Source organism: Saccharibacillus deserti (assembly GCF_013618475.1).
Classification (GTDB): Bacteria; Bacillota; Bacilli; order Paenibacillales; family Paenibacillaceae; genus Saccharibacillus; species Saccharibacillus deserti.
On record NZ_JABJVN010000004.1, the window covers coordinates 375,880 to 391,519 of the forward strand.

Sequence of the window (15,640 nt, forward strand, 5' to 3'; positions counted from 1 at the left end):
CCGTTTCGTTTCCGTCAAAGCGGGAGCGGACCTGTCAGCCGGCCGACTTGATCTTCAGCCCGATCTTCACGTTCCATTCTTTCTCAAAATCGCGGGCCGCCGCTTTAAGGTCGCGAATTTCCATAAACGCTTCGTTGCGGCAGGTCAGGGTCAGCTCGAAGCGGTCGCCGCTGCGCTTGGCGGTCAGCTCGGTCACGGCCTGCGTTTCGCTCGCATCGAGCGCGGTCGCGAGCTGCAGGACGGCGCCAAGACGCCGCGTACGTTCGTCGTCTTTGGGAAGCAGAATATCTTTGTACGTCTGCGCGGTTACGCTTTTGCGCCATTTCACTTTGGCGGCAAGAGCCGCGATCAAGGCGGTCAGAATAATCTCCCGGTGCGTCAATCCCGCCAGCGGGCGCTTGGTCAGCAGATACTGCGTATGTTCCTCGTAATCGATATAGCCGATTTCCGTTCCGGTCTGGTACGTCCAGGCCGCTACGCGCAGCAGTTTGCGGTTCCATTCGTTCTCCCCGCCTTCGCCCAGCGCTTCGTACAAAATGCGCGCGAAGCGTTCCGTCTGGCGCAGATGAAGCTGGCGCGGCCGCGGCATGTTGGACAGCAGCGCGCGAAGCTCGAACTCCAGCACGTTCTCGTGTACGGCCTGCTCGGGATGCAGCAGCTCGAAGAACAGCCCTTCGCGCAGTCCCGTCGCACTGACCACGTAACGCGAAGCTTTCATATGCCGGAACAGGGTGCGGAGGATAATCATCCCCGGCACAATAATGTCGATCCGGTTCTTGGACAAGCCCGGTACCCGCTTGCGATGGTTGTTGTCCATCCCGGGCAGCGAATGGTAGAAGTAGTCGACGTCTTCGTCCTGCATGACATAATTGTGCGTATGCGGCAGCGAATAGTTGCGGCGCCGTTGATCCATTTTGCCGAGGCCCCGGATCGTTCCGCCCAGACCCACCAGATCAAGTCCGGGATGTTCGGACATCCAGGGATGCTTTTGGGCTTCCTCCAGAATAAAATGCTCCAGTTCGCCCATACGCTCTTCTGTCCAAGGACCGCTTCCGCCGAAACGCACATTCATATTGACCGCGCCGAACGGGAACGAGAAGCTCGAGACGCGCTGGCGTTCCCGAAACAGGGTCACTTCCGTACTGCCGCCGCCGATATCGACGATAAATCCGGTCGCGATATCGATTTTGTTGACGACGCCGATAAAGCCGTAATGCCCTTCCATCTCGCCGGGCAGCAGCTCGATATCGAGCCCCGTTTCCCGGTTCAAAATTTCGATGATCTGATCCGAGTTCGAGGCGTTCCGGATCGCGGCGGTCGCCACGGCCCGAATACGGGTCGCTCCGTAAGCTTCGCATATTTCGGTGAACTGCCTGAGTACCGGCACCACCGAGTGGATCGCCGGAGAAGGCATGATGCCTTCCGGCGTCACCAGCGCGCTGAGACGGGCCGCTTCGCGCGACTCGGTCAGCACACGGTACGAACCGCCGCTTTCGCTTTCGTAAACGACAAGCCGGATCGAGTTAGAGCCGATATCGATAATGCCCGCGCGCAGGCTGACCTGCCCTGCCTCGGGGCGGTTGATTTCGGGTACGGTAGTCATGATTGGACAGCTCCTTATCCCCGGCGCCCGGTATCCGGTCGGGCCGTGATTGCAAACCGGTTTCTTTATGTTTTCATTAGCCTTAACCTTAGCAAACCAAACAGAACGGCGCAATGCGCGCCGTCCTGTTTTTTTACACGGATTTTACTTTTCGCTTCGAAAAAAAGTTTTTTCAGCGAAAGGTTTCGGGATTCGCCCGATATTCGGCCAACAGCCTCGCCGCCCGGTCCGGATGGTCGGTGATCAAGCCGGCCGCTCCCATCGCGATCAGCTCGCGCAGCCGGGATTCGTCGTTGACGGTAAACGGATGATAATCCGCTCCCGCCTCCAGCGCTTCGCGTACCCAATCCGCCCTTACGGCCGGTTCGTAAGCATGCAGCGCATCCGCGCCGAGCGACTTCGCATATTCCCAGGGCCGGTAAAGTCCTTCCATATAGAGCACGCCCGTCCGGATCTCCGGCGCCAGCTTTTTGCAGAGGGCCAGCGAATAATGGTTGAAGCTCGAGAAGATCGTCTGTCCCTCCAACCCGTGCCGGCGCACGGCTTCGATCGCGATTTGTTCCAGGCCTTCATAGGCGCACACGGTATTCTTGAATTCGATATTGACGATGATCCCCGTGCTCCGCGCCAGCTCCAGCAGTTCGTCCAGATGCGGAATGCGCTCGCCCATAAACTCGGGATGGTACCAGCTTCCGGCATCCAGGCTGCGCAGTTCCCCGTAAGTCTTGTCGCCGACCCAACCGGAAGCTCCGGCCGTGCGGGACAGCGTCTCGTCATGGATCAGCACCGGCTGCCTGTCCGCGCTGAGCTGCACATCGGTCTCGATTCCCGTCGCTCCGAGCTCCACGGCCCGGCGGAACGCCGCCATCGTATTTTCCGGACGCGTACCCGAAGCGCCCCGGTGCGCAAAAATGACCGGAGCTCCCGGTCTGCCCCCCGCCCTGCGTTCCTGCGTGCGGATCGTGGAATGCCCTGCCTTGTTGGTCTCGTTCATCGTTATCGCCTCTTCTCCGGTCCGGCTCCTCGGCCGTTCCTGATTGGTCCCGATCGGTCTGATCCAGTATACCTTCTTTGCGTAAATGCCATGTTAAACCTGAAAGTTTACCGTAAAATGGAGGTTTTACAAAGCAGGGGGATTTTATTTAACAATGCCCTGTTACGCTTGTTGCATAAGGCCTGTCGGATAGGCCGCCGCAATCAGGCAGGATCTGCAGGCAGGACGTACAGAAGAGGAGGCACGGCTCACGCATGGAAAAGTTGGAGAAATCCGCCCCCGTACCGCTCAAAAAGAAAGAATCGCACAATCCGGATACGCCGCTTCCGCGTTCTGCCGCCGGAGGTGCGTCGAGAACGTCCGCTCTTGCCAGGTTCCGCGAAGGCGCGCTGGCAGCCGCTTTTATCGCTCCGGCACTGCTGCTGTTCGGCCTTTTCCTTTTTTACCCATTGATTCAATCGGTGTATCTGAGTCTGCATTCGACGAATCCGCGCGGACAGGTGGCCAACTTCGTGGGCCTCGCGAATTTCCGCAACCTGTTCAACTCGCCGGGATTCCCGAACAGCCTGATCGTAACGCTCAAATTCATCTTGTTCACGGTTCCGGCCAGTCTGGCTTTCGCGCTTGTATTCGCCGCGGTATGCCGGGCCAAGATCCGGGGCATGAAAATATTCCGTTTCGTCTTCGCGCTTCCGATCGCCGTGTCCGTCGGCACGGGCTCGATCATGTGGATGGTCCTGTTCCATCCGACGCTCGGCACGCTGAATTATTTCCTTGGCAAAATCGGCCTGACTCCCGTGCAGTGGCTGACCGATCCGAATATGGCGCTGCTGTCGATCTCGCTGATGACGGTATGGATGAACGTCGGTTTCCTGTTCATTCTGCTGCTCGGCGGTATGCAGGGGGTTCCGGAAGAAATCTATGAGAGCGCCAAGATCGACGGTTCCGGTCCGGTGCGAACCTTCTGGCGTCTGACGCTTCCGCTCGTATCGCCGACGCTGTTCTTCGCTTCCGTCACTTCGGTGATCGGCGCGTTCCAGGCCTTCGGACAGATCAATATCCTGACCAAAGGCGGCCCGGTGAACAGCACGAACGTGCTGGTATTCAAACTGTACGAGGACGCTTTCGTGAACTTCCGGTTCGGCGTCGGCAGCGCGCAGGCGCTCGTCCTATTCGCAATCGTGCTGCTCATTACGGTGCTCCAGTTCGTGTTCGCCGAAAGGAAGGTGCATTATCAGTGAAACCGATCTCCCTGCCGCGCATTCTGGCTTATGTCTTGTCGACGGTCGCAGCGCTGTCCATTCTGTTTCCGTTCTGGATTACCGTCTCGAACGCGCTGATGACCGAAGCGGAATCGGCCGCCTATCCGCCGAAGCTGTGGCCGAGCGGACTTCATCTGGACAATTTCGCGCAGGTGCTGAATACCATTCCGATCCTCCGCTTCATTATGAACAGCTTCGTCGTCAGCAGCGCGATCACGATCGGCTGCCTGATCACGTCGTGCATGGCGGCTTACGCGTTCGCGTTCCTGCGTTTTCCCGGCAAAAGAATCATCTTCGCGCTGTTCCTGTCCACGATGATGATTCCCTGGGAAGTGGCGATCATTCCGAACTACCTGACGATCCGCAGCTGGGGCTGGCTCGACAGCTACGCCGGATTGACCATCCCGTTCCTGGCGACGGCGTTCGGCGTGTTCCTCATGCGCCAGTTCTTCCTTCAACTGCCGAAGGAATTGATGGAAGCCGCGCGGATCGACGGCTGCGGTCACATCCGGATCTTCCTGCGGCTGGCGATCCCGCTGTCCATGCCGGGACTCGCGACGCTCGGCGTCTACTCGTTCCTGAACCATTGGAACATGTATCTGTGGCCGCTGCTTGTGACCAGCAGCGAGAATATGCGTACCGTCCAGATCGGCGTGAGCATGCTGCAGTTCTCGGAAATGACGGCCTGGAATCTGGTTATGGCCGGACTGGTGCTGGTCCTCCTGCCTTCGCTCGTGATGCTGGCGCTGGGCCTTGGCCGGCTGGTCGGCGGTCTGACCGCCGGTGCGCTCAAAGGCTGAACAGTCCGGTCGGCGCCTAAGCTTCGCCGTCTCCGCCGACGCTGTGAACCGTACGTTCGCAGCGCCGGCGGAGACGGCGAGAATCCGTCCGGCTTCCGGCCCGTCCCCCGCCGGGTCATCTCCTGCGGGGCATGGCTTCCATCTTCAGGTTTGTCTGCGGCACGCGGCTTGACGCCGCAGTTGTATCGAAACGGTCTGCGCTCCGCCCCATGCGAAGCGCGGTTCTCGTGGAATCCGGCACGCGTAGCGGCATCCCCCTACCTTGTGCGAGACGCACCGGATCTCCGGCATAACCCGGAAGGACACGCGGAAAGCTCTGCGGTTCCGCCTTCCTCCGGGTCCTTTTTTACGGCTTCAGAGCTTCAACCCATACACATGACTATTCAGAAGAGGGAGTGGGAAGTTTGATGCAATCGAGTCGAAAATGGATGTTCGCCTGCCTGTGCATGCTGATGGTGGTACTGACGGCCTGCGGAGGCGGAGGGCAGACGGCTGCCGGTAACGGAGCGGCGGAAGCGGCGGCCCCGACCGAAAGTGCGGCCAAGCCGGCGGAAAGCGCGGGCCCGGTCAAAGTCGTCTGGTGGCATGCCATGAGCGGCGAACTGGGCGGAGTCGTGGACGAACTGGTCAAACAGTTCAACGACTCGCAGGACGAAGTGGAAGTCGAAGCCGTGTTCCAGGGTACATACGACGAGAGTCTGAACAAGCTCAAAACGGCTATGGGTTCCGGCACGGGACCGACCATGATCCAGACCTACGAGATCGGCAGCCGTTTTATGATCGATTCCGGCGCAATCACGCCGATGCAGCAGTTTATCGATGGCGAAAGCTATGACGTGTCGCATCTGGAAGAGAACATTCTCGGCTACTACACGTTCGATGATCGTCTGTACTCGATGCCTTTCAACACCTCCAACCCGATTCTGTACTATAACAAAGACGCTTTCAAAAAAGCCGGACTCGATCCCGAGAACCCGCCGACGACGTACGAAGAAGTCGAGAAAGCGGCCAAAACGCTGACCGAAGGCAGCATGACCGGCGGATCGTTCGCCATCTACGGCTGGTTCATGGAGCAGCTGCTCGCCAATCAGGGCGCGGAACTGCTTAACAACAGCAACGGCCGTGCAGGAATGGCCGACCAGGCTCAGCTCGGAGCTCCGGCTGCCGTAAGCACGCTCGAATGGTGGAAAAAGATGGTCGACGAAGGCACCATGCTCAACCTCGGCCGCAAAACGGACGACACCAAGAAGGCATTCGCTGCCGGACAGGTCGCCATGACGCTCGACAGCACCGCTTCCCTGCGCGGAATCGTGCAGGCCGCCGAAGGCAAGTTCGAAGTCGGAACGGCTCCGCTGCCGAAGCCAACTGCAGCTGACGCCGACAAAGGCGGCGTCGTCGTGGGCGGCGCAAGCCTCTGGATTCTGAACGACCGCCCGGAAGAAGAACAGCAGGCGGCATGGAAGTTCATCAAATTCCTGGCCGAGCCGAAGACACAGGCTTACTGGCATGTGAATACCGGCTACTTCCCGATCACGAAGGAAGCCTACAACGAAGATCTGGTCAAAGAAAACCTGAAGAAATATCCGCAGTTCCAGACCGCGATCGATCAGCTGCACGGCACGGAACTGACTCCGGCTACGCAGGGCGCCGTCATGGGCGTCTTCCCGGAAGCCCGCCAGCTGACGGAAACGGCGATCGAAGAAGCGCTCACCGGCGCCGCGAAACCGCAGGACGCGCTCGACCGCGCTTCGGCCGAGATCACGCAGAAGATTCAGGAGTACAACAGCACGGTTGCGCAGTAAGCGCCCTACAGACCGTGAAAGGCCGATTCAAAAAAAGCGCCTGTACCCTGCGAAGTTCGCAGGTACAGGCGCTTTTTCGATTTGAACCTGTAGACCGAGAATAAGAAATTGAACGGCAAAACGCTGCGTATCCCGGTTTATTTGAACATCTGAAGCAGATGGGCCGTTCCTTTCTCTTCGGAGAACTCCACCTGCGCCAGCGCGCCGTTGATCAGCGTCAGCTGCGGCGGCATATGGCCGCAGTCGATATCGTACAGCACCGGAACGCCCAGTTCGTCGGCCAGATCCCGGTAGACGTCCACGGCGGTATATCCGCCGACAGGCGTATTGGCCGGACTGCGTCCGAACAGGAAGCCCGAACAGTTGTCGAACCATCCCGCCAGCTTCATCTGCACCAGGGAACGGCGGAGATCCGCCGTATTCAGCTCGCAGTTCTCAAGCACCCACAGTACCGGTTCGCCCGGCAGATGGGTGTCGCGGAAAGCCCGCACATCGCCGTACGGCGTCCCGATCAGATGACGGATCACGTCGATGCAGCCGACGAGCAGGCGCCCGTTGAAGCCGACATCGCCGCCGGAGACGCTTTTCCAGACCGTCGGCTCGGTCAGATTGAACACGGGGTCGCCTTCCGTTTCTTCCTCTCCCGGCAGACGATTCTTCCACTCCAGTTGGTAGTATTCGGACGAACGCTGCTCCACCGCTCCGCCGGCCGGCGTCGTCAGCGCTTCCCGCCACTTGGCGGTCGTCGCATCGAAAGTTCCGGACCGCAGATCGAGCAGGTTGCTGCCGTGCGCCGTGGCGAGCCCTGTTTTGAGCGTAACAGCGAGCAGCAGCACGCTGATATCCGAGTAACCGAGTATCCATTTCTCGCCGATCCGCTCGAAATCGAGATGCTCCAGCACCTCGACCAGCAGCTCCCCGCCCCACGGCGGCAGCACCAGCCCGATCCGGTCGTCCTGAAGCATCCGGTTCAGCTCTTCCCCGCGCAGCCCGGCCGGCGCCGATTTGGCTTTGTGCTGGGTCCAGACGGTATCTCCGGTCGATACGGCGAATCCGTCTTCTTCCATGCGGCGGATCGCCTGCTTCAACAGACGGTGCATATCCGGTTCGACGCCGGAAGAAGGCGCGGTTACCCCAATCGTCGTGCCTTCTTGCAAAAATGGATAACGGATCATATTCGGGCTCCTCTCAAACAGCCGCTCTCGCTTTCTTTGGAGAGACCGGCCTGTTTTGGCGTTTCTTGTTCCTACCCTTTATTTAAACGTATAGCCTTCGTCCGCACTGCCGGAGACGGTATGCCGATGACGAATCAGATCCCAGACTTTGCACAGCGCATACGCCGTGAACGGCAGCATGAACACGATCGTCGGATACCCGTAGCGGCCAAAAGCCACGAACGGAATATAGATGGCGGTAAAATAAGCGAACGTCAGCAGCAGCGGCAGCAGGCGTCCGAACCGTTCCCGCACCAGCGCCGACACCAATCCGACCAGGGTCACGCAGACGAGCACTTTTTGCAGCATATCCATCAGCGGACGCCCGATCGGCCAGATCGGACGCCAGTAGTAGGACTCGATATACAAGCCTTCCAGCTTGCCGAGCGTGTACCAATGCAGATAGGTCCAGAAATGATGCGAGAAGCCGTAGCGGAGAATGTCGAGTCCCCGAGCGACCGCATCGCTGTCCGATCCTGCGAAGATCGTCTTGGGATCGTACTGCGGGTAGGCGTCGAAGAATCCGGCCGGCGGCAGTCCGTACTTGATCCGGGTTCCAAGCAGGAACGGACTTCCGGCCGAATCGGTAAACAGAACAAAGTGGCCGAAAGTGAGGAAGTTGCGAATCCACCACGGACACAGCAGAATCAGATAAGTACCCAGTACAACCGCCGTGTATTTAAAGATCTCTTTTAGACTATACCGCTCTCTCAGCCACAAAAACAGCAGAACGGCAGGAAAAAGAGACGCCTGGGGTTTGAAATAAGCGGCGGCGGCCGTCAGCACGCCAACCCCTATGTACGCAGACAGCTTGCGATTCTCGGCAGCGATCATCATGACCAGCACAAGCAGCAGGCAGAGCAGGCGGAATGTGGATTCGGTCAGAATGACGCCCGAAGAAAAATAATCCGGCGGATACAGCGCCGCGATGACGCAGGAAACGAGCGCCACCCGTCGGCCGAACACCCGGCGCGCGATCAGGAACAAAATGTAGATACTCGCCGCCTGCTCCAGACACTGGAACAATCGGAACGCGACGATGCCTCCCTGCTCGCCGAACGGACCGATAAACGCGGCCAGCAGCAGCGGCATACCCGGCATAATGAACGCGCTCGGCTCCGTGCCGCTGTTATAGGCAAGCGGTCCGCCTTCGAGAAGCAGCTCCGCGCTTTTGACATATTTCACATCGTCGTTATTCGGATTGTTCAGATCCCCCAGCAAAAAATAATTGTTGTGCGCCAGCACGACGAAAACGGACATCGCGAGCACGAAGGCCATGATCGAGATCAGCCAGACGCGGTCGCGAGGCGTTATCTCTTCGTTTTTTCTTACGGAAAAATGCAAAACCTTTTCTCTCCCTTCATAAAACGGATCCTTAATCTTCCTTATATGAACGCCCGGATCTTCCAAAAAGTTCCCCAACCGCCCAAAAAAACCTATCCGCAAACCGGCATACCCCCGGCTTCGGACAGGCTCTTCTTTTGGCGATTGCTTCTGCGGTTGGCGAATCGATCCGTGGGGCTTTGACCGGAGCGGATCAGATCAGCAAACTGAACAGGCTCGGATCGCGGTTAAGTTCGGTATAATTGATACCCTGCTCGTCCATCCGGGCGATCAGCGGTTCGTAGTCTTCTTTGGACGTCAATTCGATCCCGACGAGCGCCGGGCCGTTTTCCTTGTCGCTTTTCTTCGTGTATTCGAAGCGCGCGATATCGTCGTCCGGACCGAGCGCTTTCTCCAGAAACTCGCGCAGTGCGCCGGCCCGCTGCGGGAAGTTGATCAGGAAGTAATGCTTCAGCCCTTCGAAAATAAGCGAACGTTCCTTGATCTCCTGCATCCGGTCGATATCGTTGTTGCCTCCGCTGATGATGCAGACGATCGTTTTGCCTTTGATCTCATCCCGGTACAGATCGAGCGCCGCAACCGGAATGGCTCCGGCCGGTTCGGCGACGATCGCATTTTCGTTATACAGATCGAGGATGGTGGTGCAGACTTTGCCTTCCGGCACTTTGACCACTTCGTCGAGCATCTTTTTGCAGATTTCGTACGTCTGCTGTCCGACCCGTTTTACAGCCGCGCCGTCGATAAATTTGTCGATCGTATCGAGCGTCACGACATGGCCGCGCGCCATCGCTTCGCTCATCGAAGCGGCGCCGAGCGGCTCCACGCCGATCATGCGCGTGGACGGGCTCATGGTTTTGATATACTGCGCCACGCCGGCCGCAAGGCCTCCGCCGCCGATCGTAACGAATACGTAGTCCGCGGGCCGATCCAGACTTTCCATGATCTCCATGCCGACCGTGCCGTTGCCCGCGATAATCATCGGGTCGTCAAACGGATGAATAAACGTCAAACCCTGCGCGGTGCAGACTTTCATCGCTTCTTCATAAGCATCGTCGAACGTATCTCCGGTCAGTATGACCTCGACGCTTTGTCCGCCGAACTTGCGCACCATTTTGACTTTCTGATTGGGAGTCGTACTCGGCATATAGATCTTTCCGTGAATCCCCAGCGCATGGCAGGAAAAAGCGACGCCCTGAGCATGGTTGCCCGCGCTTGCGCAGACAATGCCGCGTTCCCGTTCTTCCTCCGTGAGGCTGCGGATTTTGTTGTAGGAGCCGCGAATCTTGAACGACCGCACCACCTGCTGGTCTTCCCGCTTGAGATACACATCGCAGTCGTATTTTGCCGACAGGGTCGCATCGCGATGCAGCGGCGTACGCACGATCGCTTCGCGCAGCCGGTGATGCGCACGGACGATATCTTCCATCGTGACCGGATCGGCGCTTTTCAGATCGTCCACTTCCACAGTAGGTTCGTTTTTCATCTTTTTGTCCCCGTTCCTGATTTTGTTTCTCTGTCTAAGATTCCGACGTTGCCAGCCATTAAATTTAAAGGTAACGCGATTGGGCAAAAAATTCAAGCTTCCTTCCCTTCTTGTCCTTTTTCCAAAATCGCAAAAACGGACAAGCGTTCGCTTTCTTCTTCTGCTAAGATAATCTTACCGATCGGGAGGGAACGCATACATGGACTATACCGCCTGTCTCCAGCGTACGCTGGACCATATCGAAGATCATCTTACAGAACGGCTGACGGCCGAAGAACTGGCTGCGCTGGCCGGATTCTCGCTGTATCACTTTTATAAAGTGTTTCAGTCAAGGATGGGCCTCCCGGTCATGGACTATGTCCGCCGGCGCCGGCTTGCCTACGCGGCGGCGGATCTGACCAGCGGCCGCACCCTGCTTGAGATTGCCCTCGATTACGGATTCGAGACGCATGCGGGCTTCACCAAAGCTTTTCGCAAAACGTACGGATTGACCCCGGAACAGTATCGCCTCCATGCCACCGGCCGCGTTCCCGAGCGGGTGGACCTCGCGAAGCTGGCCGACTATAACATGACCGGAGGAATGATGATGCGACCGACGATCTTAACCAAACCCGAAATCAAGCTGGTAGGTTATGCCCTGGAAACCAAGATGAACGGCGAAAACTTTATCGAGATTCCCGCTTTCTGGAACACATACATCGAAGAAGACCGCGGCCGCCGGCTGTATGAGCAGGTGAAGCCTATCAAAGAAGCCGAATACGGCGCCTGCATCATGCTGCCGGACAAGCCGGAGCATTTCCTGTACGTGATCGGCGTCGAAGTTGCCGACTTTGAAGGCGTTCCGGAACATTTGCATAAAGCCGTTATCCCCGCCTCCACCTATGCCGTGTTCACCTCGCCGGCCGCCGACCGCGCGAACGGCGCCTTCAGCGATGCCATTCAGGGCATGACCACTTACGTCTACAACGAATGGTTCCCGAGCTCGGGCTACATCTACGCCAAAGGCGGCGTCGACTTCGAGTTGTACGACGAACGCAGCAACGGGGATAAGGACTTGCAGATGGATCTGTACGTGCCGGTGGAAAAACAGACGGAGTAGGCGTTCGGCGGCGAGCGGAATCCGAGAAGATACGCTTAAGCGAACCTAAGCAAAACGGAGTGGCACGGAGCAACCCAAGCAGAGCGCATAAAAGCAGAAGCCCGGACCTATAGAGGTCCGGGCTTTGCTGTAGGCAATCCGACTGCTGCGACGCGTACCGCAAGGGTAGAGTTTCAGGGCGGTTCACGGTTCATCGTGCGCCCCCTCGCCCAAGGCCGTTCCGACCGCCTGCTGAAGCCGGAGCGTCTGCGGCGCTTCGGCAGCTAGGCAAAGGAGAAGCGCATGCTGTACTTCGGCAGCCGGACGGCTGAACCGGCCCGCTGTCCGGCCCGGCGTTCTAACGAATCCTCGTATCGCTATTCGGCCGATTTCGCTCGTTTGGCGACTCTAACGAATCGTTAAAACGCTATTTGCCGATTTCCGGCTTAAACAGGTGCAAAATCGCGAGATAGCATTCCTACGATTCGTTAGATCGGGCCAGTCCGAAAAAACCGCCGAATAAGGTGTCTACGATTCGTTACGCTGCCGGACGAAGCGGGCAGGCTGCCGTTCAAGGCGGGCAAGCTGCCGCGCAAAGGCAGCGAAGCCTTCGCCTGCCCTACCCCCGCGGCGTCAGCGCCTTCGCCGCGATATCGCGGCGCATATGCGCGCCGTCGAACGCGATCCGCTCCGCTGCCGCATAAGCCGCGCCGCGCGCTTCGGCGATACCGGCTCCGCGGCCGACGACGCCGAGTACGCGGCCGCCGGCGGTCACGAGCTCGCCGGCATCGCTGCGCGCCGTTCCGGCGTGGAATACGAAAGCATCGCCGCCGGCTTCGGCTTCCGTGATGCCGGTGATGACCCGGCCTTTCGGATACGAAGCCGGATAACCTTCGGAAGCCAGCACGACGCAGACCGCCGCTTCATCGCTCCAGCGGATCTCTGCGTCCGCAAGCGTGCCGTTTACGGCGGCGAGGAAGATCTCCAGCAGATCGCTCTCCAGGCGCGGCAGGACGACCTGGGTCTCCGGGTCGCCGAAGCGCGCGTTGAACTCGATCGTGCGCGGCGTGCCGTCGGCTTCGATCATCAATCCGGCGAACAGAACGCCGGTAAAAGGGCGTCCTTCGCTGACCATCGCGCGGGCGGTCGGCTTGACGATCTCTTCGATCGCGCGTTCGACGATCGCGGGGTCGATATGCGGCAGCGGCGAATACGTGCCCATGCCGCCGGTATTGGGGCCGAGGTCGCCGTCGAAGACCGGCTTGTGGTCCTGCGCCGCCGGCATCGCGCGGACCGTTTCGCCGTCCACGAACGCCAGGATCGACATCTCTTCGCCCGTCATGCATTCTTCGATGACGACCGTACTGCCCGCCGCGCCGAAGGTGCCGCCGACCATGGCGTCGTGCAGCGCTTTTTCCGCCTCTTCGAGCGTCTGCGCGACCGTTACGCCTTTGCCCGCGGCCAGACCGTCGGTCTTGATCACGATCGGCGCGCCCTGTGCGCGCAGGTAAGCCAAAGCCGTGTCATAATCGTCGAACGTCTCGTACGCGGCCGTCGGGATGTTGTATTTCTTGAGCAGGTCTTTCATGAAGGCTTTGCTGCCTTCGATCTCCGCCGCGTTGGCCCGGGGACCGAACACCGGAATGCCTTTGGCTTCGAACGCGTCCACGATGCCGCCGGCCAGCGGATCGTCCGGGCCGATTACGGCCAGGCCAATGTTGTTCTCCAGCGCAAAAGTCGTCAGCTCGTCAAACTCGAACACGCCGATATTGACGCATTCCGCTACCTGCGCGATGCCGGCATTGCCCGGCGCGCAGTAGATCTTCCCGACTCGCTGCGACCGCGACAGCGATGCGCAGATGGCATGTTCGCGGCCGCCGCCTCCCACCACCAAAATATCCATTCCAACCGCCCCTTTCGCTTTTGCGCGTGTTCCTTTTTCCAATCAATCATCTGTCCGTAAAAAACGCGCGGCGTCCCGGGGAACGTTCCGCCTGATGCAGAATCCGCTCCGCCGGCGCGCCGCGCGTCGATCTCCGTTTCGCCTGATACCGCTATCCTAGTGCTTGAAGTGGCGCACGCCCGTGAAGATCATCGCGATGCCGGCTTCGTCGGCCGCCCGGATCGATTCTTCGTCCTTGATCGAGCCGCCCGGCTGAATGATCGCTTTGATGCCGTGCTTGGCCGCAAGCTCCACCGTATCGCCCATCGGGAAGAACGCGTCGGAAGCGAGAATCGCGCCCTGCGCTTTGTCACCGGCCTGCTCCAGCGCGATCTTCGCCGAACCGACCCGGTTCATCTGGCCCGCGCCCACGCCGACCGTCATGTCGTCCGCCGCCAGCACGATCGCGTTCGATTTCACGTGCTTGACGACTTTCCAGCCGAACAGCAGCTGCTTCAGCTCGTCTTCCGTCGGTTGGCGCTTGGTCACGACTTTGAGGTCGCTTTCGCCGAGCGAATGCACGTCGCTTTCCTGCACGACCATGCCGCCTTCGATCGACGTCACGACGTGCGCCGCGGCGCGGCCTTCCGCCGAAGTCAGTTCGCCCATTTTGAGCAGGCGGATATTCTTTTTCTTCGTGAGAATCTCGAGCGCTTCCGGCGTGAAGTCCGGAGCCAGCACGATCTCGAGGAAAATCTCGCTGAGCGGCTGCGCCGTTTCCGCGTCGATGACGCGGTTGGCCGCCACGATACCGCCGAAAATGGATACCGGATCGGCGCTGTACGCTTTGTTATAAGCTTCCGCGATCGTCGTGCCTACGCCCACGCCGCAGGGATTCATATGCTTGACGGCCACGACGGCCGGCTCGTTGAACTCCTTGACGATCTGGAGCGCCGCGTTGGCGTCGTTGATATTGTTGTAGGACAGCTCTTTGCCGTGCAGCTGCTCGGCGGTGGTCAGCGTGCCGGCCGGCGCCAGCGGCGCCCGGTAGAAAGCGGCCGCCTGATGCGGATTTTCCCCGTAGCGAAGGTCCTGGATTTTCTCGTAAGTGACCGTATAGCGCTCCGGCAGCGGGTCCCCCGTCTGCTTGGCCAGGTAATCGGCGATCAGCGCATCGTAGGCAGCCGTGTGGCGGAACACTTTGGCGGCGAGCTTTTTGCGGGTATTGAGCGTCGTGTCGCTGCTTTCGCGAACTTCCTCGATCACTTTGCCGTAATCCGAGCTGTCCACGACCACGCTGACAAAAGCATGGTTCTTGGCCGCGGAACGCAGCATGGTCGGTCCGCCGATATCGATATTCTCGATCGCGTCTTCGTAAGCGACGCCCGGCTTGGCGATCGTCTCCTGGAACGGATACAGGTTCACGACCACGAGGTCGATGTAATCGAGTCCGAGTTCTTGCATCTGGCGCGTATGCTCTTCGTTGTCCCGCACGGCGAGCAGTCCGCTATGTACGGCGGGATGCAGCGTTTTGACGCGGCCGTCCATGATTTCGGGGAATCCCGTCACGTCGGAAATGCCGATGACCGGGACGCCTTCCTGCGCCAGCAGGTTTTTGGTGCCTCCGGTGGAGATGATCTCGACGCCGAGCTGCGACAGCTCGCGGCAGAATTCGACGATACCCGTTTTGTCCGATACGCTGACCAGCGCTCTTTTGATACTCACGATGAAAAGTCCTCCTTGGGGGTGTGGGATGGATGTACTTCGATCAATCTCAGGGCTTTTCGGGAAAAAGTCGCGATCTCTTCGGTCGGCGGAAGCGCATCAAGCGCAAACCAGCGAACGCCCGCATGCTTGTCCGGCTCCAGGTTCCGCGGTTCGCCGCCGTCATAACGGACTTTGTAGATCAGCGACAGCAGATGAAGGCCCTGCTCGGAGCGGATCGTCTCGTCCGTGCACAGAAGACGCTCCACTTCGACGATCAGCCCGGTCTCTTCCTCGACCTCGCGGACCACCGTACGTTCCAGCGTCTCGAAAGGATCGACTTTCCCTCCGGGAATGCTCCATTTCTGCATCTCGGGGTCTTTTTTGCGAAGGACCAACAGCACTTGGCCTTCGTCATTGACAATGACCGCTCCGGTTCCGACTAAGATCGGCATGTTTGTCCACTTCTTTCTT

The 15,640-nt window shown here is 59.1% G+C and carries 12 protein-coding genes; 4 read left to right on the plus strand and 8 right to left on the minus strand.

The features are described 5' to 3' along the window. Positions 1-34: 34 nt before the first annotated feature. Together HOP44_RS13485 and HOP44_RS13490 are read right to left on the minus strand one after the other, a co-directional pair. Entirely contained in the window at positions 35-1,603 is a 1,569-nt protein-coding gene (locus tag HOP44_RS13485; RefSeq protein ID WP_172254140.1) for a Ppx/GppA family phosphatase, read from the minus strand. 172 nt (positions 1,604-1,775) lie between these two features. Beyond that, entirely contained in the window at positions 1,776-2,597 is an 822-nt protein-coding gene (locus HOP44_RS13490; protein WP_172254142.1) for a glycerophosphodiester phosphodiesterase, read from the minus strand. A 254-nt stretch (positions 2,598-2,851) separates the two neighbouring features. Between HOP44_RS13490 and HOP44_RS13495 the strand changes: the two genes are divergently transcribed. From HOP44_RS13495 to HOP44_RS13505, 3 genes are all read left to right on the plus strand, one after another. Beyond that, positions 2,852-3,838 carry a carbohydrate ABC transporter permease gene (locus tag HOP44_RS13495; protein ID WP_172254144.1) on the plus strand — a complete coding sequence of 329 codons (987 nt, stop codon included), beginning with the start codon at positions 2,852-2,854 and terminating at the stop codon, positions 3,836-3,838. Next, entirely contained in the window at positions 3,835-4,659 is an 825-nt protein-coding gene (locus HOP44_RS13500) for a carbohydrate ABC transporter permease (protein ID WP_425501870.1), read from the plus strand. Before HOP44_RS13495 ends, HOP44_RS13500 begins: the two co-directional genes overlap by 4 nt. Before the next feature lie 407 nt (positions 4,660-5,066). Then, positions 5,067-6,461 (plus strand): ABC transporter substrate-binding protein, encoded by a 1,395-nt coding sequence (locus HOP44_RS13505; RefSeq protein ID WP_172254146.1) that lies wholly within the window; start codon positions 5,067-5,069, stop codon positions 6,459-6,461. A 137-nt stretch (positions 6,462-6,598) separates the two neighbouring features. Here the strand turns inward: HOP44_RS13505 and HOP44_RS13510 are convergent, their stop codons facing one another. The 3 genes from HOP44_RS13510 to ilvA form a co-directional block, all read right to left on the minus strand. Continuing rightward, positions 6,599-7,636: a S66 family peptidase gene (locus tag HOP44_RS13510; RefSeq protein ID WP_172254148.1), complete on the minus strand. Its 1,038-nt coding sequence runs from the start codon at positions 7,634-7,636 to the stop codon at positions 6,599-6,601. Between the two features lie 78 nt (positions 7,637-7,714). Beyond that, on the minus strand, positions 7,715-9,019 hold the full coding sequence (locus HOP44_RS13515) for a glycosyltransferase family 39 protein (RefSeq protein ID WP_172254150.1): 1,305 nt from the start codon (positions 9,017-9,019) through the stop codon (positions 7,715-7,717). 193 nt (positions 9,020-9,212) lie between these two features. After that, positions 9,213-10,502 carry a threonine ammonia-lyase IlvA gene (gene ilvA / locus HOP44_RS13520; RefSeq protein WP_172254152.1) on the minus strand — a complete coding sequence of 430 codons (1,290 nt, stop codon included), beginning with the start codon at positions 10,500-10,502 and terminating at the stop codon, positions 9,213-9,215. 199 nt (positions 10,503-10,701) lie between these two features. On the opposite strand from ilvA, the gene HOP44_RS13525 reads away from it, so the two are divergent. Further along, positions 10,702-11,601 carry an AraC family transcriptional regulator gene (locus tag HOP44_RS13525; RefSeq protein WP_172254154.1) on the plus strand — a complete coding sequence of 300 codons (900 nt, stop codon included), beginning with the start codon at positions 10,702-10,704 and terminating at the stop codon, positions 11,599-11,601. Positions 11,602-12,199: 598 nt separating this feature from the next. Here HOP44_RS13525 and purD read toward each other — a convergent pair. From purD to HOP44_RS13540, 3 genes are all read right to left on the minus strand, one after another. Next, the gene (purD, locus tag HOP44_RS13530; protein WP_172254156.1) at positions 12,200-13,483 is read right to left on the minus strand and encodes a phosphoribosylamine--glycine ligase; all 1,284 of its coding nucleotides are present in this window, start codon (positions 13,481-13,483) and stop codon (positions 12,200-12,202) included. 156 nt (positions 13,484-13,639) lie between these two features. Continuing rightward, positions 13,640-15,187 (minus strand): bifunctional phosphoribosylaminoimidazolecarboxamide formyltransferase/IMP cyclohydrolase, encoded by a 1,548-nt coding sequence (purH, locus tag HOP44_RS13535; RefSeq protein WP_172254158.1) that lies wholly within the window; start codon positions 15,185-15,187, stop codon positions 13,640-13,642. After that, positions 15,184-15,621, minus strand: a complete 438-nt coding sequence (locus HOP44_RS13540; RefSeq protein WP_172254160.1) for an NUDIX domain-containing protein — start codon at positions 15,619-15,621, stop codon at positions 15,184-15,186. The genes purH and HOP44_RS13540 overlap by 4 nt, the downstream gene beginning before the upstream one ends. Positions 15,622-15,640: the final 19 nt, after the last annotated feature.